At 54.9% G+C, this 20,139-nt stretch carries 18 protein-coding genes; 15 read left to right on the forward strand and 3 right to left on the reverse strand.

Translation table 11 applies throughout. The annotated features are described in order from the left end of the window. Positions 1–12 precede the first annotated feature (12 nt). From N6G83_RS34640 to ogt, 10 genes are all read left to right on the forward strand, one after another. Entirely contained in the window at positions 13–954 is a 942-nt protein-coding gene (locus tag N6G83_RS34640; protein ID WP_211135770.1) for a carbohydrate ABC transporter permease, read from the forward strand. 10 nt (positions 955–964) lie between these two features. Further along, positions 965–1,783 carry a carbohydrate ABC transporter permease gene (locus tag N6G83_RS34645; protein ID WP_021177895.1) on the forward strand — a complete coding sequence of 273 codons (819 nt, stop codon included), beginning with the start codon at positions 965–967 and terminating at the stop codon, positions 1,781–1,783. Between the two features lie 24 nt (positions 1,784–1,807). After that, positions 1,808–2,944 (forward strand): ABC transporter ATP-binding protein, encoded by a 1,137-nt coding sequence (locus tag N6G83_RS34650; protein ID WP_024530973.1) that lies wholly within the window; start codon positions 1,808–1,810, stop codon positions 2,942–2,944. 17 nt (positions 2,945–2,961) lie between these two features. Beyond that, the gene (locus N6G83_RS34655; protein ID WP_024530974.1) at positions 2,962–4,233 is read left to right on the forward strand and encodes a Gfo/Idh/MocA family protein; all 1,272 of its coding nucleotides are present in this window, start codon (positions 2,962–2,964) and stop codon (positions 4,231–4,233) included. 19 nt (positions 4,234–4,252) lie between these two features. Next, complete coding sequence (locus N6G83_RS34660) at positions 4,253–5,161, forward strand: ROK family protein (RefSeq protein ID WP_211135783.1); 909 nt, start codon at positions 4,253–4,255, stop codon at positions 5,159–5,161. A 333-nt stretch (positions 5,162–5,494) separates the two neighbouring features. Next, complete coding sequence (gene agaR / locus N6G83_RS34665) at positions 5,495–6,265, forward strand: transcriptional repressor AgaR (protein ID WP_024530976.1); 771 nt, start codon at positions 5,495–5,497, stop codon at positions 6,263–6,265. Between the two features lie 415 nt (positions 6,266–6,680). After that, positions 6,681–7,844, forward strand: coding sequence for an SIS domain-containing protein (locus N6G83_RS34670; protein ID WP_211135769.1), 1,164 nt, complete (start codon positions 6,681–6,683; stop codon positions 7,842–7,844). A 9-nt stretch (positions 7,845–7,853) separates the two neighbouring features. Then, entirely contained in the window at positions 7,854–8,708 is an 855-nt protein-coding gene (locus N6G83_RS34675; protein WP_024486999.1) for a tagatose bisphosphate family class II aldolase, read from the forward strand. Positions 8,709–9,050: 342 nt separating this feature from the next. Further along, positions 9,051–9,362 (forward strand): hypothetical protein, encoded by a 312-nt coding sequence (locus N6G83_RS34680; protein ID WP_211135768.1) that lies wholly within the window; start codon positions 9,051–9,053, stop codon positions 9,360–9,362. A gap of 211 nt (positions 9,363–9,573) precedes the next feature. Beyond that, positions 9,574–10,098, forward strand: a complete 525-nt coding sequence (gene ogt, locus N6G83_RS34685) for a methylated-DNA--[protein]-cysteine S-methyltransferase (protein ID WP_074029120.1) — start codon at positions 9,574–9,576, stop codon at positions 10,096–10,098. Here ogt and N6G83_RS34690 read toward each other — a convergent pair. Beyond that, the gene (locus tag N6G83_RS34690; protein WP_024530141.1) at positions 10,095–11,042 is read right to left on the reverse strand and encodes a sugar-binding transcriptional regulator; all 948 of its coding nucleotides are present in this window, start codon (positions 11,040–11,042) and stop codon (positions 10,095–10,097) included. The genes ogt and N6G83_RS34690 overlap by 4 nt on opposite strands. Positions 11,043–11,230: 188 nt before the next feature. Here N6G83_RS34690 and dalD point away from each other — a divergent pair, with 188 nt between their 5' ends. The 5 genes from dalD (at position 11,231) to uspE (ending at position 17,701) form a co-directional block, all read left to right on the forward strand. Further along, positions 11,231–12,616 carry a D-arabinitol 4-dehydrogenase gene (dalD, locus tag N6G83_RS34695; protein WP_211135767.1) on the forward strand — a complete coding sequence of 462 codons (1,386 nt, stop codon included), beginning with the start codon at positions 11,231–11,233 and terminating at the stop codon, positions 12,614–12,616. A gap of 12 nt (positions 12,617–12,628) precedes the next feature. Continuing rightward, positions 12,629–14,092: a xylulokinase gene (gene xylB, locus N6G83_RS34700; protein ID WP_260524109.1), complete on the forward strand. Its 1,464-nt coding sequence runs from the start codon at positions 12,629–12,631 to the stop codon at positions 14,090–14,092. Between the two features lie 57 nt (positions 14,093–14,149). Beyond that, positions 14,150–15,439 carry an MFS transporter gene (locus N6G83_RS34705; RefSeq protein ID WP_024486037.1) on the forward strand — a complete coding sequence of 430 codons (1,290 nt, stop codon included), beginning with the start codon at positions 14,150–14,152 and terminating at the stop codon, positions 15,437–15,439. A gap of 409 nt (positions 15,440–15,848) precedes the next feature. Further along, positions 15,849–16,613 (forward strand): FNR family transcription factor, encoded by a 765-nt coding sequence (locus N6G83_RS34710; protein WP_021177882.1) that lies wholly within the window; start codon positions 15,849–15,851, stop codon positions 16,611–16,613. 125 nt (positions 16,614–16,738) lie between these two features. After that, positions 16,739–17,701 carry a universal stress protein UspE gene (gene uspE / locus N6G83_RS34715; protein WP_024530144.1) on the forward strand — a complete coding sequence of 321 codons (963 nt, stop codon included), beginning with the start codon at positions 16,739–16,741 and terminating at the stop codon, positions 17,699–17,701. A gap of 65 nt (positions 17,702–17,766) precedes the next feature. Here the strand turns inward: uspE and fabV are convergent, their stop codons facing one another. Then, the gene (gene fabV / locus N6G83_RS34720) at positions 17,767–18,960 is read right to left on the reverse strand and encodes an enoyl-ACP reductase FabV (protein WP_021177880.1); all 1,194 of its coding nucleotides are present in this window, start codon (positions 18,958–18,960) and stop codon (positions 17,767–17,769) included. A gap of 155 nt (positions 18,961–19,115) precedes the next feature. Next, a complete protein-coding gene (locus N6G83_RS34725) occupies positions 19,116–19,934 on the reverse strand; it encodes an IclR family transcriptional regulator (protein WP_024530145.1) in 819 nt (272 codons plus the stop codon). Positions 19,935–20,139 lie beyond the last annotated feature (205 nt).

Here is a 20,139-nt window from a genome sequence, read left to right on the forward strand (position 1 = left end):
AGGAATGGCGACATGTCGCTGGCAGAAACGGCTACGGCCAACATAAAACAGGCAAAGAGCAAACCTCGTGCCGCATTAAGCCGCCTGGAGCGAGCCGAACGCTTCTGGGGCTGGGTGATGATCCTGCCGCTGGTGATTGGCCTGACGGTGTTTTACTTCATCCCGTTTTTACAGAACATTTTTTACAGCTTTACCGACCTCAACCAGTTTATGAGCTGGACGACCATCAGCGTTGACAATTACATCAACCTGTTTGAGGACGATGACTTCTATACCGCCGCCTTCAACACCCTGTTTTATGTGGTGGTGTGCGTGCCGGTGATCTTGCTGCTGTCGTTGCTGCTGGCGATTGGGCTGAACCAGAATATTCGTGGAAAAGCGCTGTTACGCACCCTACTGTTCCTACCGGCGGTGACCATGCCCGCCGCCGTGGCAATGGTGTGGCAGTGGCTGTTCAACAAGGATTTTGGCCTGATTAACCAAGGGCTAAACCTGCTGCACATTGTGCCGGTCGCCTGGCTGTCCGATCCGGACGTGGTACGCATCAGCGTGTCCATCATCATTATCTGGTCGTCGCTGGCGCTGAAAATCATCATCCTGCTGGCCGGTTTGCAAAGCATCCCCCGCCAGCTGTATGAAGCCGCCGATATCGACGGTATCAGCACCCTGCGCCGCTTCTTCTTTATCACGCTGCCGATGATGGTACCGACGCTGTTCTTTGTGTCGGTGATGAGCTTTATCGAGATCCTGCAAATTTTTGACGTGGTGTTCCTGATGTTCGACCGCGCCCTGGTGGAGGGTGACGTGATGACCATCACCAACCTGTTCTACAAATACGCCTTCTATCTGCAAGAGAAAGGCTACGCCTCTGCCATTACCGTGGTGCTGTTCGCCGTGACGCTGGTGATCACACTGGTGCAGATGGCGATCGGCAAACGCCTGAGAGTGAGTTGAGGAGCCATTGATGACGATAAGCAAACAAGCCCTGGTCTATCTGTTTATGACGCTAGCGGCGCTGGCCTCGGTGGTGCCCTTTATCTGGATGCTGGTGACCTCGCTGAAAACCCAGGCCGAAAGCATTCAGATCCCGCTGACCCTGCTGCCGGAAAACCCCAGCTTGCAGGCCTACGGCAAGATCATGCGTGAGATCCCTTTTGCGGATTTTTATATCAACTCGCTGCTGGCCACCTTCTCCACCGTGACTCTGCAAATGGTGATCGCCACCATGGCCGCGTATGGCTTCTCCCGCCTGCACTTTCGTGGCCGTGACGCGGTATTCCTGGTGTGCATCTCGATCCTGATGGTGCCCGGCCAGGCATTTCTGATCCCGCAGTTCCTGGTGGTGCAGAAAATGGGGCTGGTCAACAGCATTACCGGCCTGGTGCTGCCGGGGATCTTCAGCATTTATGCCACTTTCCTGCTGCGGCAGTTCTTCCTGGCGGTACCTAAGGAGATGGAAGAAGCGGCGCTGATCGACGGCTACAGCTACTTCGCCATCTTCTGGCGCATCATGCTGCCGCTGATCCGTCCCGGCATCATCGCCTGCATCATCATTAACGGTTTGTGGAGCTGGAATAACCTGATGTGGCCGCTGATCGTCAACACCACCACCGAGAAATTGACGCTGCCGGTAGGGCTGGCTTCGCTGTCCAGCCGTGCCGGAGTGGAATATCCGTTGCTGATGGCCGGTGCCTTGATGGCGGTGATCCCGATGCTGATGCTGTTCATTCTTTTCCAACGTTATTTCATCCAGGGCATCGCCAGCGCTGGCGTTAAAGGCTAACCGCGAACAATAAGGTAAACAGACATGGCCGGTATTCAATTAAACAGTGTGAAAAAGGTCTATCCCAACGGTTTCCGGGCGTTACATGGCGTGGATCTGGATATCAAGGACGGTGAGTTTATGGTGTTTGTCGGGCCTTCCGGCTGTGCCAAATCCACCCTGCTGCGCATGATCGCCGGGCTGGAAAGCGTCAGTGAAGGCCAAATCATGATCCACGACCGCTGCGTTAACGACACCATGCCCAAAGATCGCGGCATCGCGATGGTGTTTCAGAACTATGCGCTCTATCCGCATATGACCGTCTACAAGAACATGGCCTTTGGTCTGATTGGTAAAGAAAGCAAGGCTGAGATCGACCGGCGGGTGCAGGATGCCGCCGAGAAGCTGGAAATCACCAACCTGCTACACCGCAAACCCGGCCAGCTCTCCGGTGGCCAGTGCCAGCGCGTGGCGGTTGGGCGCGCCATCGTACGTAAACCCAAGGTGTTCTTGTTCGACGAGCCGCTCTCCAACCTGGATGCCAAACTGCGCGTTTCCATGCGTGTGCAGCTCATCGAACTGCATAACCGACTGAAACAAGAAGGCGCCGCCGCCACCATGGTGTACGTGACGCACGATCAGGTCGAGGCGATGACCATGGGCGACCGCATCTGCGTGATGAATCGGGGCACCATCATGCAGGTAGACAAGCCGATCAACCTGTATCACCACCCCGCCAACCGCTTTGTCGCCGAGTTTATCGGCAGCCCGTCGATGAATCTGCACGATCTGGACTTGCTGCGTAATGCTCAGGGAACACAGTTGCGTATCGATGATCACTATCTACTAACCCTGCCGCCTGCGCTGGAAAAGCAGTTGGAAGGCTATCCACACCAGCGCGTTTGCCTGGGTATTCGCCCTGAAGCCCTGCGCCTGTGCGCTGCCGGTACCCAAAACTGTTTCCCGGCCCGTATCGCCACCATCGAACGCATGGGTAACGAAGAGTTGCTGCACTGTGAACTGGCCGGATTACGCTTCGTGCTGCGGATTGCGTCTCAGCCAGACTGGGAACCGAGCATCGGCGAACAGATCCATTTGACGTTTGATTTGGCCCGCGCCCACCTGTTCGATCAGGCCAGCGGTGACAACCTGAATAATAACTCTACCCAGTCACTGGGATAATTTGGGAGTACTTTGCAATGTCTAATGACTTTACTGGCCGTCCGGTACGCGTGTTGGTGATTGGTGCCGGTGCTCGTGGGGAGATTTACTCTCGCTATGCATTGGCTCACCCAGAATTGATGCAAGTGGTAGCGGTCGCAGAGCCGCGTGATACCTATCGCCAGCAGTTTGTGGCCCAGCACGACATCTCGCCCGAAAACGTGTTTACCGACTGGCAGCAGGCCGTAGCGGCGGGCAAACTGGCCGATGCGGTGATGATTTGTACCCAGGACACTCTGCATCTAGCACCGGCCCTGGCCTTCGCCAAACAGGGTTACCACATGCTGTTGGAAAAACCGCTGTCGCCGGACGCGAGTGAGTGCCGTACCATCGTTGAAGAAGTGGAGCGCCAGGGGATCATCTTCTCCGTTGGACATGTGTTGCGCTATACCCGCTATACCCAGAAACTCAAGCAACTGCTGCGCGATAAGGTCATTGGCGACATCGTTAGCCTCCAGCATCTGGAGCCGGTAGGCTATTGGCATCAGGCTCACTCTTTCGTACGCGGCAACTGGCGTAACGACCAGCAAGCGGCCTTTATGCTGTTGCAAAAATCCTGTCACGATATCGACTGGATCCGTTACGTGATGGATACCCCTTGCGAGCAGGTCAGCTCATTTGGTGGGTTACGCCACTTCCGCCAGGAAAACCAACCTCAAGGCGCAGCGGATAACTGCCTGGACTGCAACGTTGAGGCTGAATGCCCCTATTCCGCCAAACGTATCTACCTCGGTGAGAATCACAAGGCAACGCCGGGTTTCCTACGGGTGCTGACGCCGGAAGTCGATCAGGAGCATCTGGTCGCTGCGCTGCGCAACGGCCCGTATGGCCGCTGTGTCTACCGCTGTGATAACAACGTGGTGGATCATCAGGTGGTGAATATGCAGTTTAGCGGTGGCCGCACCGCCGCCTTTACCATGACCGCCTTCACCAAAATGGAAGATCGCAAAACGCGCATTTTTGGCAGCCAGGGATGTCTGGAGGGCGATGGCCGCTATATCCGCATCACCTCCTTCCTTGACGACAGCGAAACGCTGTATGACGTGGACGAGGCCGAAGACTTGCACACCATGTCTGGTCACGGCGGCGGTGACTATTATCTGATGCAGCATTTTATCGCCGCCGTGCGCGCCAACGATCCTTCGCAAGTGTTGTCTGGCCCGCAGGAAACTTTGCAGAGCCACCTGATGGTCTTCGCCGCCGAACGCGCTCGCCGGGAAAACGCTGTTATCACCTTGGGCGAGGAGTAAAACCGTGGCTACTCATGCTATGCGTTACGGTTTTGATATTGGCGGCACCAAAATTGAAATGGCCGTCTATGACGCCCAGTTGAATCAGGTGCTGTGCCAGCGCGTCAGTACGCCCACCGGCAACTACCGCGAGTTTCTCGCCTGCATCGCGCAGTTGGTCAGCCAAGCCGATCGCAGCCTGCACACCCAAGGCAGCATAGGCATTGGCTTGCCGGGGATCACCGACCCACGCAGCCGCAAGCAGTTGGCGGTAAACGTACCCTGCCTGACCGGCCACTGTCTGGCGGACGATCTGACCCAAGAGCTGTCGCGACCGGTAGAGATTGAAAACGATTGCCGCTGTTTTGCACTTTCGGAGGCCAGCACGCCCCAGACCGAACGGTTGGAAGTGGTATTTGGTGCCATCATCGGTACCGGCGCTGGCGGTGGGCTGGTGATGAACAAACGGCTACACAAGGGCCGCAATGGGCTGGCTGGCGAATGGGGGCATACGCCTATCTCGGCCCAGTTGGCGCAGCGTTACGATCTGCCGCTGTTTGTCTGCAACTGCGGTCTGACCGGCTGTTTTGAGCGTTACGTCTCCGGCAGCGGTCTGCTGGCCCTGAGCCAACACTTTGGCCATAGCGCGGCCAACGTCCCGGCACTGATCGCCAGTTACCGTCAGGGCGATCCATTAGCGCAACACCTGATGGGGATCTACATCGATATCCTGGCCAGCGCGTTGGCCAGCCTGCAACTGCTGCTGGATGTGGATGCTTTCGTGTTAGGGGGCGGGCTTTCTAACGTGAGTGAACTCTATGCACAGTTGCCCGCCGCCATGTGCCGCTGGCTACTGCCAGGGACGGAACCCGCGATGGTTTATCCCCCAGTATATGGCGACAGCAGCGGCGTACGCGGTGCGGCACTGTTGCGCCAAAGCTGGCAATAAAAAATTTAAGGAAAGCTCACCCGCATTATTCACCGTGGGTAGCTTTCATCCACGACGGAATTAATTGGCGCCTCCACGGAGATATTAGCCGAATAAATAAGGCATTACCGGTTTTCAGTTTATTTTCATGCTGCTTTCAGTTGATGACCAACCGAAAGATATCATGACAATAACCAATTGAAATATAAGATTATATTTAAATTTTTCCATTGCGTTGCGCGGTTTCGTTTGCTGTAATTTGCAACGAAAGACTGAAAATACGCCTGTAACGGTTGCTGTGGCCCCTATGCCACGGCCGGGGTTTGCTACGGGTAAATCAGGAGTCAGCTATTCATGATCAATACCGTAAAACGGCGGGAATTAATTATCGACCAGCTATGCCGTGAGGGTACGGTGCGCGTGGAGCAATTGAGCAGCCAGTTTGCCGTCTCTACCGTCACCATTCGCAGCGATCTGCGCCATCTGGAAAAAAGTGGCTGTGCGGTACGGGCCTACGGCGGCGCGATGCTCAATAAACAGTTCGCCTTCGATCGCCCGCTACAGGACAAGGGGCGCATCAACCGCGATGTGAAATTCGCCATTGCCTGTGCCGCCGCCGCGTTAGTGAACGACGGTGATGCGATCATTCTCGACTCGGGTTCCACCACTAGCCAGATGGCTACCCAGTTGGCAGGTAAGAAAGACCTGGTGGTGATGACCAACGCCTTGAATATCGCCTTCGAATTGGCCAGTAACGAACAGGTGGATTTGATGGTGGTCGGCGGCAGCGTACGGCGCAAGTCTTGGTCGCTGTACGGTCCTGCTGCCGAGCAGCATATTCGCCAATATCGCTTTGATAAGTTCTTCCTCGGCGTTGACGGCTTTGATTTGGTGGGTGGCATCACCACGCCAGATCCCGGTGAGGCGCAGCTCAACCGCGCCATGTGTGAAGTGGCTCGCGAAGTGATTGCGGTGGTTGACGCCAGCAAGTTTGGCCGCAGCAGCTTCTGCATGATCCGCGAGATCGGCCAGATCCACCGATTGGTTACCGACAGCCGCATTCCGGCCAACTACCTGCATGCACTGCAAAATCTGGGGGTCCAGGTGATTATCGCCGACCAATGAATCGCCCCTCACCCCAACCCTCTCCCGCAGGGAGAGGGAGCTGGTACGGAGCAGCCATCAGGTACTGAGGCTACTTCGAAAGCAGGCATTTATACGGCATGAACGGTGGTCAGGTCCAGGAGTATTAGGCATCCGTGTTCGCCCCCTCACCCCAACCCTCTCCCTCAAGGGAGAGGGAGCTGAAACGGAGCAGCCGTCAGATGCTGAGCGACTCTGGAATAAAAGGAGTGGGTACAGAGTAATAGCCAGTTACAGAAGCTAATTAGTGGCGAGCGCAGGAGTTGGCTGGTGGCACGGTTCGATCCCCTCTCCCTGTGGGAGAGGGTCAGGGTGAGGGCTAGCAACAGCACCGGATCATCCGCATCCACAGGTATTTATAGCGTATTAACCGTTTTATTTTTAAGGAGTTACCATCATGACAGGTTATTTTTCTTACGATGCGGACTGGCTGGAGCAACATCATGCGCTGCATACCGCCCGTGAGATTTGGCAGCAACCGGATCTTTGGGCTGCCTTGCACCAGCAGTTGGTCGCCCAACAGGAGCAATGCTCCGCTTTCCTGACGCCGCTGCTGCAAAACCCGCGCCTGCAGATTGTGCTGTGCGGTGCTGGCAGTTCAGCCTTTGCCGGTCGGGCCTTGGCCCCATGGCTAAGGGAAAAAACCGGCCGAGATGTTGCGGCCTATGGCACCACCGATATCGTCGCCAATCCGCAGCAGTTTCTCGATCCATCACGCCCGACGCTGCTGGTCTCTTTCGCCCGTTCCGGCAACAGCCCGGAAAGCGTCGCCTCGGTGGCGCTGGCAGATCAACTGCTTCCCCAATGCTATCACCTGATGCTGGTGTGCAACCCGGACAGCCAGTTGGCCAACTACGCGCACGGCCGTAAGAACGTCTGTGCCCTGGTGATGCCACAGGGCTCAAACGACCAGAGCTTTGCCATGACCTCCAGCTTCAGCTGCATGATGCTCAGCACCGCGCTGCTGTTAGGCCCCTATTCCCTGGACGCCGCCAAGCAACCACTGGTGCAAATGATCGAGCGCTGTAGAGAACTGCGTGAAACGCTGCAATCCCAAGTAAAAACCCTGGCCAGCAGCGGCTTTAGCCGTTACATCGTGCTCGGCAGTAGCTGTTTCACCGGCCTGGCGGAGGAAGCCTCGCTGAAAATGCTGGAACTGACCGCCGGGCAGATCGTCACCCGCTACGACTCGCCACTGGGCCTGCGTCACGGCCCTAAATTTATGGTCGATCCACAGACGTTGGTGCTACTGATGCTCTCCAGCAACCGCTATACCGAGCGTTATGAGCAGGATCTGTGGGACGAACTCCAGCGCGACGGTTTGGCCAAGCAAATGGTTGGCCTTGGTAATTCGCCAACAGAGAAAACGGACCAGTCCGATTTGCATCATGCCGACGACGATATCTGGCTGTTATTCCCCTACCTGCTGTTCGCCCAAATGCTGGCGTTTGAAACCTCGCTGGCGCGCGGCCTGACGCCGGATAACCCTTGTCCAACCGGAGAGGTCAACCGAGTGGTAAAAGGCGTGACCATTTATCCCTACTCTGCTACCGAGCTGTAAGGAGCCGTTATGTACCTGATATCCAACCGTGAAATGCTGTTGAAAGCACAAAGGCAGGGCTATGCCGTACCGGCGTTCAACGTCCACAATCTTGAAACGGTGCAGGTAGTGGCAGAAACCGCCGCCGAACTGCAATCCCCGGTGATCATGGCCGGGACACCAGGCACCTTCAGCTATGCGGGTACCGACTATCTGGTGGGAATTTGCCGTTCGGCAGCCCAGCGCCATGACCTGCCGCTGGCACTGCATCTGGACCATCACGAAGAGCTCGAGGATATCGCCACCAAGGTCAGAGCCGGGATCCGTTCGGTAATGATCGATGGCTCGCACCTGCCTTTTGAGCAGAACATCGCGTTGGTTGCGCAAGCCGTCGCGTTATGCCATCGCTACGGGGCTAGCGTAGAAGCGGAGCTGGGCCGCCTGGGTGGCCAGGAAGACGATCTGATTGTCGATGCAGCAGACGGCTTTTATACCGATCCAAAAGCCGCCCGCGAGTTTGTCGCGGCGACCGGGATCGACTCCCTCGCCGTCGCCATTGGTTCGGCTCATGGGCTGTACCACGGGGAGCCCAAGCTGGATTTTGACCGTCTGGCGCTGATCCGCGAACAGCTGGAGATCCCGTTGGTGCTGCACGGTGCCTCCGGTATCCCGGAAGCGATGGTCAAGCGAGCCATCTCGCTGGGGGTGTGTAAAGTGAACGTGGCGACCGAACTCAAAATCGCCTTTGCCGATGCGGTGAAGAGCTATTTCTCGCAGCATCCGGAGGCCAACGATCCGCGTAAATACATCGTCCCGGGTAAATTGGCGATGAAAGAAGTGGTAGCAGAAAAGATCCGTATCTGTGGCAGCGCAGGTATGCTGTAACTCTAAAGAGTAGGATTAAGGGCCGCAGAATAACCATGAATATGCGGCCTTAACATTAATATCGCCATTTAAAGTCACACCCGTTATTATAAGCAGTATCAAAAGTAATAATTCTCACATTAACCCCTAAATTCCCTCCACTATGATCTAAATCATGGTTTTACTGCCTGCCCATCTCTACTATTAAATTCAATTAACGAACGATTGCTGTTATTATTATTTACTCAATACATTATAGTAACGTTGGAAATTAAATCATCAGGCAATGGAAGTTTATTTTTTAGACAATAATCGACTTTTTTGTTAATGGATGGTTTTACTTTATGCTAATAGGAATAGCTTATGAAATCTATTATTACTGCTTTGGCCATACTGGCAGCTTTACCACTTTTTGCCCATTCAAAACAAGATGTTAGCCACAACGCCATCTCAGGGAGCATCCAGTTTTCCGGCAAAATCAGCGCCCCAACCTGCGAGATTTCGCGCAATAATGGTCAGTATATATCCAGTTGCTATCGTGAAACCGCCTTCAATACCAATGAATTTATCCAAATGCCATTGGATAATATGGGTTCGGAATTAATGGGCAAACCTATTCGTGAATCGGTGTTTAATGACCCTTCTCTACAACGAATTACGTTAATTTACAATTAATCCTAATCGACGTAACTATGTCATACAATTAGCCAGCGAAAATGACCTTGTTATTTTATAAACATTTTGGCGTTTCGCCTTTCGGGGTATACCTACTTGGGTGTACCCCGTTTTTTCCTATAGCCCCTCCCCATCAGCATGTCCGAAATCCGCCATCACATCCGGCTCTTTCATGTAATAATCGCCCTATCAAACGCAAGGAGTGAACAACATGCTGACCTTTTTTATTGATCGTATGCCGACGCCGGTCGGTGAACTGGTGTTGATCGGAGATGAGCAAGGACGGATGCGCGCGCTGGACTGGACCGATCACGAGGCTCGCCTGATGAAGCTGCTCAACAGCCACTATCGAGCCTCACCCTTCGTGATACAGGAGCGAGCCAACCCGGGCGGCCTGACGGAAGTGATGCAGCGCTATTTTGCTGGCGAGTTGGCAGCCATCGACACTGTGCCAGTGATGACTGCGGGCACCGAGTTCCAGCGCACCGTCTGGCAGCAACTGCGGCAAATTCCCTGTGGGGAGATCATCACCTACGGTGAATTGGCCAAGCGCATTGGCAGGCCAACCGCATCACGCGCAGTTGGCATGGCAAACGGCACTAACCCAATCAGTATCGTGGTGCCCTGCCACCGAGTGATCGGTTCACAGGGAGCGCTGACCGGTTACGCCGGAGGGGTGCAGCGCAAGCAATGGCTGCTGAAACATGAAGGTTTCCTGCCCCAGGATCTGATTTAATCGGCCAGCAGCGCCAACGCGCTCTCCTCATCCGTCACCAGGCCGTTGATCCAGCGGCCCAGCAAGGCGGCACGAATGGCCTGATGCTTTTCCGCGCCACCGGCTAGCGCAATCACCGGCTTTTCCGGCCGCTGGCGCAGATTGACGCTGGTCAGCCGCCGATCGAGTTCGCTGGCCACCCGCTGGCCTTGCGGATCGATAAAATGACCCAGCATTTCTGCCACCGCGTTAGATTCGCACAGGCGATCGACATCTTCTGCGGTGATAAACCCATCCTTGTGCAGCGGGCAGTGATATTCGATGGTACCAATACCGATAAAGGTCACATCGGCCTGGCTGGCCTTGTCGTTCACCGTGCGGTAAATGCGGTGGTTGCACCACAGGGCGCGATCCTGTTCGCTATCGGCAAACAGCGGTGCGGGCAGGATAAAGTAGCGTCCCTGGGTTTTCTCTGCCATCCATAGCGGTACGTCATAACGGGTACAGGAGCCATCAGCCGCGATCGCACCAATCAGCGAGACGCAGCTATGCTGTGGCCGCTCCAATTCCGGCAGCTCATCGATCGCCGCCTTCAGGCTGCGGCCTGAACCAACCCCAATGTTCAATGGCTGTTCACTGCGCAAAAACTGCGCCATCACTTCAGCCCCGGCCACCGCCACCGCACGGTTTATCCCGGCACTCTCCATTCCTTGGCTAGGCACCACCTGGCAAAGCGTTAAGCCATAGCGTGCGCTAAGACGGGCCGATAACTCCATGCAGCGCCCTACCGGGTGGGAAATATTGACGCTGATCAGACCGCTGTCGATCGCCAATGCCACCAGCCGCTGCGCAACCTGGCGCGATACGCCCAACGCCTCGGCAATTTCATTCTGAGTCTGTCCGGCCACGTAATACATCCAGGCGGCTCGTGCCGCCTGATCCAGCTTCTTATCGTGTTTGACCATGTTATTTCACCCGCTACCCCTGATGGCCCCATTTTACTGGCATTCCTGCTGCTCGCAGAGGTCGATTTGCACATTTGTGAGCTAAAGCCCATTTAAAGGGCAAAAGTTTATTTACTCTATCGCCATTAACGGAGCAAATGCCCTACTAAAGGGCTATTGCCCTACAATAACCTTTAGTGGAGAACCTTATGAGCAAACCCGTGAACTCTTCTCAGGCCATTTGGCTGCATATCGGCGCCGGATCTTTCCATCGAGCTCATCAGGCGTGGTATCTACACCGGCTGATTGCAGCGGGCGATAGCCGCTGGTCAATTGCGCTTGCCAACATTCGCGATGACGCCACGCCGTTACTGGATACGCTGGCTGAGCAACAAGGCCAATACGTGCTGGAGACCGTCACTCCACAGGGCGTACGCCAGTATGAAACCATTACCTCCATCAGTAAGGTCATTCCCTGGGATAACGAACTGGCCGCGTTGACCGAACAGGGGGCCAAACCAGAAACCCGCGTCATTTCCTTCACCGTCACCGAAGGTGGCTATTATCTGGATAACCAGTTCAACCTGGATCGTGCTAACGCCGATATTCAGGCCGATCTGCTGGGCGCCTGCCGCACCATTTACGGCACCATGGCACAGCTGTTGTCGCGCAGAAAGCAGCTCAACGGTGACACTGTCACGTTATTGAACTGCGATAACCTGCGCCATAACGGTGAACGCTTCCGTCACGGCCTGATGCAGTTCCTGCAACTGCGCAAAGAGCCAGAGCTGATCGCCTGGATCGATAGCCACACCCGCTGCCCCAATACCATGGTTGACCGCATCACGCCACGGCCAGCGCCGGAAGTTGCCGAGCGCGTTGCCGAAGCCACCGGCTTCCAGGATCGTGCGCCAGTGATGGGCGAAGCCTTTATCCAATGGGTGATCGAAGATGATTTCATCAACGGACGGCCAGCATTAGAGAACGTCGGCGTCGAAATGGTTGAATCAGTGCTGCCCTATGAAGAAGCCAAGATCCGCATCCTCAACGCCAGCCATAGCTGTATTGCCTGGGCTGGCACGCTGATTGGCCAAAGCTTTATTCATGAAAGCACCGGCACCCCGGCCATCCACAAGTTGGCTTATGACTATGTGACCCAGGACGTGATCCCGTCCCTGACGCCTAGCCCGCTCGACTTGGCCGCCTACCGTGACGTGGTTCTGGAACGCTTTATCAACCCCTATATTCGCGATACCAACCAGCGCGTCGCCGCCGACGGTTTTTCCAAAATCCCCGGTTTCATTACCCCAACGCTGCAAGAGTGTTATCAGCGCGGTCAGGAGCCGAAAGCCACGGCCATGCTGCCTGCTCTGTTCTTTGTCTTTATGCAGCGCTGGCACCAAGACCAACTGCCTTATGAATATCAGGACGGCATTCTGGACGCCGCCGCAGTCCACCAGATGTTCGAAGCGGCCGATCCGGTGGCAGTATTTGCCTCAGATGAGAAATTGTTCAGCACCTTGGCTCACAGCAGTGCCTTTAGCCAACTGCTGCGCCAATCCATCGATCGGGTTAACCACTGGCTGGCGCAATAAAGGGAGCGAACCATGTATCTAGGACTCGATTTAGGCACCTCAGAAATCAAAGCCGTGGTGATTGATGACCACGGCACTCTGATCGCCAGCGCCGGTGAACCGCTGGAAGTACAACGTCCGCATCCTCACTGGGCAGAGCAGGATCCGGCCGATTGGTGGCGAGCAACGCAGGCAGTGGTGAGCCGTTTACGCGCCAAAATTCCACACCAATGGCCGCAGATCCGCTCGCTGGGGCTTTCCGGCCAGATGCACGGTGCGGTACTGCTCAACCGTGATAATCAGGTTTTGCGCCCGGCGATTTTATGGAATGACACTCGCAGCGCCGAACAATGTAAACAGTTGACGCAGAACGCACCAGAGTTGCATGACGTTGCCGGTAACCTGGCGATGCCGGGTTTCACCGCACCCAAGCTATTATGGGTTGCCAAGCATGAACCAGATATCTTCGCGCAAATCGCCACCGTGCTGCTGCCCAAGGACTTCCTGCGCTGGATGATGAGTGGCGACAAGGTTTCGGATATGTCGGACGCGGCAGGTACGCTGTGGCTCGACGTCGGCAAGCGGGACTGGTCAGATTCCTTGCTTGCCACCTGTGGCCTCAACCGCGATCAAATGCCACGTCTGGTAGAAGGCAGCGATATCTCCGGCCAGTTGAAAGGCGATATTGCCCGCTCCTGGGGCCTTGCTGACAATATTATTATCGCCGGTGGCGGTGGAGATAACGCAGCCAGCGCGGTGGGCATTGGCGCGGTTAATCCAGGCGACGCGTTTATCTCGCTGGGGACGTCCGGCGTGCTGTTCGCCGTTAACGATCGCTTCCGCCCCAATCCACAATCCGCCGTCCATGCGTTTTGCCATGCCCTGCCTGAACGTTGGCATCAGATGAGCGTGATGCTTACCGCCGCCAGTGCCCTGCGCTGGTTCTGCCAACTGGTGGGCAGCAATGAACCCACGCTGTTGGCCGAAATCGCCCAGATGAACCTGGCGGAACAGCGCCTGGCCCCGGTCTTTCTGCCCTACCTGTCCGGTGAACGGACGCCGCACAACGATCCGCTGGCGACCGGGGCGTTCCACGGCCTGACCCACAGCCATCAGCGTGCGGCAATGGGCTATGCGGTGCTGGAAGGCGTGGCATTCGGCATGGCGGACGGCCTGGACGTACTTTCGCAAGCCGGAACCCGGCTGGATCAATGCTCACTGATTGGCGGCGGCGCTCGTAGCGAGCATTGGGCGCAACTGATGGCTGACGTGCTCGATCTGCCGGTGGTCACCCATCTTGGCGGAGAAGCCGGTGGCGCTTTGGGCGCGGCGCGGTTGGGATGGCTGGCAGCGGGTGGAACGGTGGATCAGGTTTGCCACAAACCCGCCATCGATCGGCGCTACTTGCCCGACGGTGAACGCCAACCTCTGCTCGCGGAACGTCTTGCCACCTACCGTCAGCTCTATCAACAACAATTGAACCTGCGCCGGGCATGATCCCGGCGCGGTAAAAAATAATAAGACTGTACCCTTACACCTATCCTGGAGTTTGTTATGCCACAAACACATAAACACTGGTTCGGCCTGCCGATGAACCTGTTCTGGGGCTACATCGCCATCGCCATTTTCATGAGCGGCGACGGCTTTGAGATGGCTTTTCTGTCTAAACACATCACCGATATGGGGTTCACTCCGGCACAGTCGGCGCTGGTGTTTACCGTGTATGGACTGGCAGCGGCGCTGGCGGCCTGGAGCTCCGGCGTGGTGGCCGAAATCATCACGCCACAAAAGGCAATGCGCATCGGTTTTATCCTGTGGCTGGTGATGCACGTGCTGTTTATGCTGTTTGGCCTTGGGATGCGTAACTACCCGCTGATGTTGCTGTTTTACGGCATTCGTGGCCTGGCCTATCCGCTGTTTATCTATTCGTTTGTGATGTTGGTGGTACAGAACGTCCCTAAGCAGCAACTCTCTTCCGCGATGGGCTGGTTCTGGGCAATGTATTCGATCGGCATCGGCTGTGTCGGCAGCTATCTGCCCAGCTTTACCATTCCGTTGATGGGCGAAACCGGCACCCTGTGGTTTGCCATTGCATGGGTGGCGGCCGGTGGCTTGATGGCGATGTTCCTGCTGCGCAACGTGGGTGAGGCCAGCCCCAAGGCCGATCTGTCACCGCAGGAGAAACTCAAAGAGCTTTCCCGCGCGGTGACGATCCTGTTCACCAACCGCAATATCTTCCTCTCCTGCCTGATCCGTATCATCAACACGCTGTCGCTGTTTGGCTTTGCGGTGATTATGCCGATGCTGTATGTAGGCCGGCTGGGCTTTAGCATGTCAGAGTGGCTGCAAATTTGGGCGGTGTTCTTCTTTGTCACCATCTTCACCAACATTATGTGGGGCATTCTGGGGGAGAAAATCGGTTGGCTGCGCCAGGTGCGCTGGTTTGGCTGCATCGGTTGCGCCATCTCCAGCCTGGCGTTTTACTACCTGCCGGTACATTTTGGCCATAACTTCTGGATCGCGCTGGTGCCAGCAGTCATGCTTGGGATCACCGTTGCGGCCTTCGTCCCCATGACCGCAGTATTCCCGGTGCTGGAACCCAACCATAAAGGTGCAGCCATCTCGATCTATAACCTTTCCGCTGGCCTGAGCAACTTCGCGGCCCCGGCCATCGCCTCTATAGTGCTGCCCTTCTTTGATATCGAAGGCGTGGTGTGGGTATATACCGGTTTGTATCTGGTGGCGGCGGTGTTGACGCTGATCGTCAAAGTCGACCAGCCAGGACATAACAACGTCCCGCGCTATGTTCCGGCTAATGATGCTTTGGCTAAAAATAGTGCCTGATTTTAAAGCTGGGCGCAGCATGCTGCGCCCGTTCGCTCCTGCACAGTTCCGTCACAACTGACGGGCTCATTCACCACACAGCTTTGTGTAGAAATATTTACTCGTTAACCTACGTTACCATCACGGATGAAAGCTATTCGCCCATTAATGCCCCCACAATCGATAAGACTAATCGCAGAAAGCCGATGATAATGCGAGATTTATTCGTTTTTCATATGGTTTTAGTCAATATCAGCCAGGCTTTTCCGAAGTCAATAAATCACTAAACATCAGTATGCTACGGAATGATGAGCAAGAGACCTGTTTAAAAAAGACACAAAATGTCGCCATTGTTGTTCTTGCTGTACTTATCACCTGCCGCAAAAGATGTTAAAATTGACTCATATCAATTATTGCGTGAGCTTAATCTATGATCCCGGAAAAACGCGTGATTCGTCGTATCCAGTCTGGTGGTTGTGCGATCCATTGCCAAGACTGTAGCATCAGCCAATTGTGTATTCCTTTTACGCTGAATACGCATGAGCTGGACCAACTCGACAACATCATCGAGAGGAAAAAGCCGATCCAGAAAGGCCAAACGCTGTTTAAAGCCGGTGACGAACTGAAATCACTGTATGCCATCCGCTCCGGGACCATCAAAAGCTACACCATCACCGAACAGGGTGACGAACAAATTACTGGCTTCCACCTGGCGGGCGATCTGGTAGGCTTTGACGCCATCGGTGGCCTGAAGCACCCAAGCTTTGCTCAGGCGCTGGAAACGTCCATGGTCTGTGAAATCCCGTTTGAAACGCTGGACGACCTCTCGGGCAAAATGCCTAATCTGCGCCAACAAATCATGCGTTTGATGAGCGGTGAGATCAAAGGTGACCAGGATATGATCCTGCTGCTGTCGAAGAAGAACGCCGAAGAGCGCCTGGCCGCTTTCGTGTATAACCTGTCGCACCGCTTTGCCGAACGTGGCTTCTCACCGCGTGAGTTCCGTTTGACCATGACCCGTGGTGATATCGGCAACTATCTGGGCCTGACGGTGGAAACCATCAGCCGCCTGTTGGGGCGTTTCCAGAAAAGCGAAATCCTCAGCGTGAAAGGCAAATACATCACCATCGAAAACGCAGACGCCCTGTCACAACTGGCGGGTGCCGCACGCATCAACGTCTCCGTAAGCGCCTGACCCCTACTGGGCCAATAATTCGCTGAAATTGTTGGCCTAGCCCCCCTCTGCCGCTGTTCTGTTTTTCAATGTTGGGTTACTCTGTATGTGAACAGACTGTTGATCTACAGCTGTAAGGAGGCCCTATGGCGAAGTATCAGAATCTACTGGTGGCTATTGACCCCAATCAGGACGATCAACCGGCACTGCGCCGGGCAGTTTACCTGATCAAGCGGAACGGTGGGCGGATTAAGGCCTTCCTTCCTATCTATGATTTCTCTTACGAAATGACCACCCTGCTTTCCCCTGACGAAAGAACGGCAATGCGGCAAGGGGTGATCAGCCAACGGGCGGCGTGGATTAAAGAGCAATGCCGCTTCTATCTTGAAGACGGTGTCCCCATTGAAATCAAAGTGGTATGGCACAATCGGCCCTATGAGGCGATCATTCAGGAAGTGCTGAGCGGCAACCATGATTTACTGCTGAAAATGGCCCATCAGCACGACAGACTGGAGTCGGTGATTTTCACCCCGACAGACTGGCATCTGCTGCGCAAATGTCCTTGCCCGGTGTGGATGGTCAAAGACCAACCTTGGCCAGAAGGAGGTAAAGCGTTGGTGGCGGTTAATCTATCCAGCGAAGAACCTTATCATGACCCACTCAATATCCGGCTGGTGAAGGAAACGCTCGAGCTGGCGCAAAACGTCAATCAAACCGAAGTGCACCTGGTGGGTGCCTACCCAGTCACCCCAATCAACATCGCCATCGAACTGCCCGATTTTGACCCCAGCATCTATAACGACGCGATCCGCGGACAGCATCTGATCGCCATGAAGGCGTTAAGGCAGAAATTCCACATCAACGAAGAATTCACCCACGTGGAGAAAGGCCTGCCGGAGGAAGTGATCCCGGATTTGGCCGAGCATTTGCAAGCGGGCGTAGTGGTGTTAGGTAGCTTGGGGCGCACCGGTATTTCTGCCGCGTTTATCGGCAATACCGCGGAACAGGTGATCGACCATCTGAAATGTGACCTGCTGGTGCTCAAACCGGATGACTTCGACTGCCCGATCGTAATGGATGAAGACGACGAGCACGACGATGAGGATTGATTTCGGTACGTTATAAAAACAAACAGGGCCCAATCGGGCCCTGTTTTACATTCTAGGGGTAGAAATTAAAGCTCTACCACATCGAAACGCACGTCTGGATTAACGTCCGCGTCATAGTCCACTTCTTCCAGACCAAAACCGAACAGGCGCAGGAACTCCTGCTTGTAGCCGGTGTAGTCGGTCAGTTCACTCAGGTTTTCCGAAGTGATTGACGGCCACAGATCGCGGCAGGCCTGCTGCACATCATCACGCAGTTCCCAGTCATCCATACGGATACGGGCATGATCGTCCAGCGGCATCTCTTCGCCGTACAGACGGGTGTGCATCAAACGAGAAACCTGTTCCATGCAGCCTTCGTGGATGCCCTTCTCTTTCATGATCTTGAAAGCCATGGAGATATACAGCGGCATTACCGGAATGGCTGAAGAAGCCTGGGTGACCACGGATTTCAGCACGGCAACGTGTGCGGTGCCGCCCTTGGCAGCCAGATCGCCACGGATAGCGGTTGCTGCACGATCCAAATCTTCTTTGGCGCGGCCCAAAGTACCGTGCCAGTAGATTGGCCAGGTCAGGTCGGTACCGATATAAGAGTAGGCAACAGACTTGGCCCCTTCGGCCAGCACGCCCGCTTCTTCCAGCGCCGACATCCACAGTTCCCAATCCTGGCCGCCCATCACGGTGATGGTGTTCTGGATTTCTTCTTCACTCGCCGGTTCAACAGTGGCGGTGATGATTTGGTCTTTGTTGGTGTCGATAGCGGTGGTGGTGTAAACCTCACCGATTGGCTTCAGCGCGGAACGCACTACTTCGCCAGTATCTGGCATTTTACGCACCGGCGAAGCCAGCGAGTAAACCACCAAATCGATCTGGCCCAGGTCGGCTTTGATCAGCTCAATTACCTTGGCGCGGCATTCGTTGGAGAAAGCATCACCATTGACGCTTTTCGCGTACAGGCCAGCTTCTTTAGCGGCTTTGTCAAAAGCGGCCGAGTTGTACCAGCCAGCGGTGGCGGTTTTGCTTTCGCTGCCCGCTTTCTCGAAGAATACGCCGATGGTGGCGGCGTCGCTGCCAAAGGCGGTGGCAATACGGGAAGCCAGACCATAACCGGTAGATGCACCGATCACCAGCACACGTTTAGGGCCATTGGCAATCTTGCCCTGCGCCTTGGTGTAGGCAATCTGACGACGAACATTGGCTTCACAACCGACCGGATGAGTGGTGGTGCAGATAAAGCCGCGAACCTTAGGTTTGATAATCATATGGGTCTAGGATCCGTTAAAGGGATGAAATCGGGACATAAGATAACTCATTGTGTCCCTTTTTTGTGATCTGATGTGTTGGATTGCACAAATGTTGCGCAAATCTTGTTAAATTAAGCACAAATTCCGTCTGGGATCTGTCTTGTTAAGCAAAATCACCCCTGCGTCACAAACCCCAACTCCTGAGAGATGCGCCGCGTTGTCTCCAGCAGCGGTTTCATCAACGACTGCACGCCAACCTGTTGCAGCTTGGCCGTAGGCAGCGAAACCGAAACGGAATAAGGCACCCGCTGCTGAATATCGAACACCGGGGCAGCAATACAGGACACGCCCAGCTCATTTTCTTCGCGATCCATCGCCACGCCCTGCTTGCGGATATCCGCCAACTCCTCATACATCTTCGGCAATTCGGTAATGGTGTTACGCGTCAGCACCTGGATCTCCTGCTGGTGGGTTTGCCAATAGTGATCCGGATAGTCGCTCTTGCCATAGGCCATGAAAATTTTACCCATCGCCGAACAATACAGCGGCATATGTTGGCCGATATAGGCGCGGGTACGCATCATGCCGGTGGTCGGTTCCAGCTTGTAGATCAAGATCACGTGATCGTCTTCCCGGCTGGAGAAGTTGACCGTTTCCCCCACTTCCAGGTTCAACTGCTCCAAATGCGGCGCAGCGACATGGATAATATTCAGTGAAGAAAGCGCCTTTTGACCAATAGAAATGAATTTGGTGGTCAGGCGGTAACTGCCTGGGGAAGGCGCCTGCGTAACATAACCGCTGGTATGCAGCCCTTGTAACAGGCGATGCACGGTGCTTTTGTTCATCTCTGCCAGCTCGGACAGGTGTGCCAGCGGGCAGCCATTAGGGAAATTGCTCAATATTTCAATCAGCTGCAAACCACGAAACAGGCTTTGGCTGCCAAGGGGTTTATCTTTTTTGTCATCTTTTTCGTCAACAGCTTTCAGGCTCATAGCGAAGTCTCTCCATTGTTGAGCCGCCAGCCGTTGCCACGGCGTAAGAAGCGGACCTACTGGAGGAGAATGTTACTCCATGGGCCGCATCAGGTGAAGTTGGAACGCCGTATCATTTTCAGTAACAGGGTTAAAACCCGCAACATTCCGGTAACCTTATAAGTGAGTTGTGCGTCACAAATTGACAAAATTAAAAATAATCCAT

Source organism: Serratia sp. PL7 (genome assembly GCF_945957435.1).

Coding starts and splice junctions, on each gene's coding strand:
- N6G83_RS34660 (WP_211135783.1), top strand. CDS start 4,253: ATGCGTTACGGTTTTGATATTGGCGGCACCAAAATTGAAATGGCCGTC.
- N6G83_RS34670 (WP_211135769.1), top strand. CDS start 6,681: ATGACAGGTTATTTTTCTTACGATGCGGACTGGCTGGAGCAACATCAT.
- N6G83_RS34705 (WP_024486037.1), top strand. CDS start 14,150: ATGCCACAAACACATAAACACTGGTTCGGCCTGCCGATGAACCTGTTC.
- N6G83_RS34725 (WP_024530145.1), bottom strand. CDS start 19,934: ATGAGCCTGAAAGCTGTTGACGAAAAAGATGACAAAAAAGATAAACCC.
- N6G83_RS34645 (WP_021177895.1), top strand. CDS start 965: ATGACGATAAGCAAACAAGCCCTGGTCTATCTGTTTATGACGCTAGCG.
- N6G83_RS34640 (WP_211135770.1), top strand. CDS start 13: ATGTCGCTGGCAGAAACGGCTACGGCCAACATAAAACAGGCAAAGAGC.
- N6G83_RS34680 (WP_211135768.1), top strand. CDS start 9,051: ATGAAATCTATTATTACTGCTTTGGCCATACTGGCAGCTTTACCACTT.
- agaR (WP_024530976.1), top strand. CDS start 5,495: ATGATCAATACCGTAAAACGGCGGGAATTAATTATCGACCAGCTATGC.
- fabV (WP_021177880.1), bottom strand. CDS start 18,960: ATGATTATCAAACCTAAGGTTCGCGGCTTTATCTGCACCACCACTCAT.
- uspE (WP_024530144.1), top strand. CDS start 16,739: ATGGCGAAGTATCAGAATCTACTGGTGGCTATTGACCCCAATCAGGAC.
- N6G83_RS34650 (WP_024530973.1), top strand. CDS start 1,808: ATGGCCGGTATTCAATTAAACAGTGTGAAAAAGGTCTATCCCAACGGT.
- N6G83_RS34675 (WP_024486999.1), top strand. CDS start 7,854: ATGTACCTGATATCCAACCGTGAAATGCTGTTGAAAGCACAAAGGCAG.
- N6G83_RS34710 (WP_021177882.1), top strand. CDS start 15,849: ATGATCCCGGAAAAACGCGTGATTCGTCGTATCCAGTCTGGTGGTTGT.
- N6G83_RS34690 (WP_024530141.1), bottom strand. CDS start 11,042: ATGGTCAAACACGATAAGAAGCTGGATCAGGCGGCACGAGCCGCCTGG.
- xylB (WP_260524109.1), top strand. CDS start 12,629: ATGTATCTAGGACTCGATTTAGGCACCTCAGAAATCAAAGCCGTGGTG.
- N6G83_RS34655 (WP_024530974.1), top strand. CDS start 2,962: ATGTCTAATGACTTTACTGGCCGTCCGGTACGCGTGTTGGTGATTGGT.
- ogt (WP_074029120.1), top strand. CDS start 9,574: ATGCTGACCTTTTTTATTGATCGTATGCCGACGCCGGTCGGTGAACTG.
- dalD (WP_211135767.1), top strand. CDS start 11,231: ATGAGCAAACCCGTGAACTCTTCTCAGGCCATTTGGCTGCATATCGGC.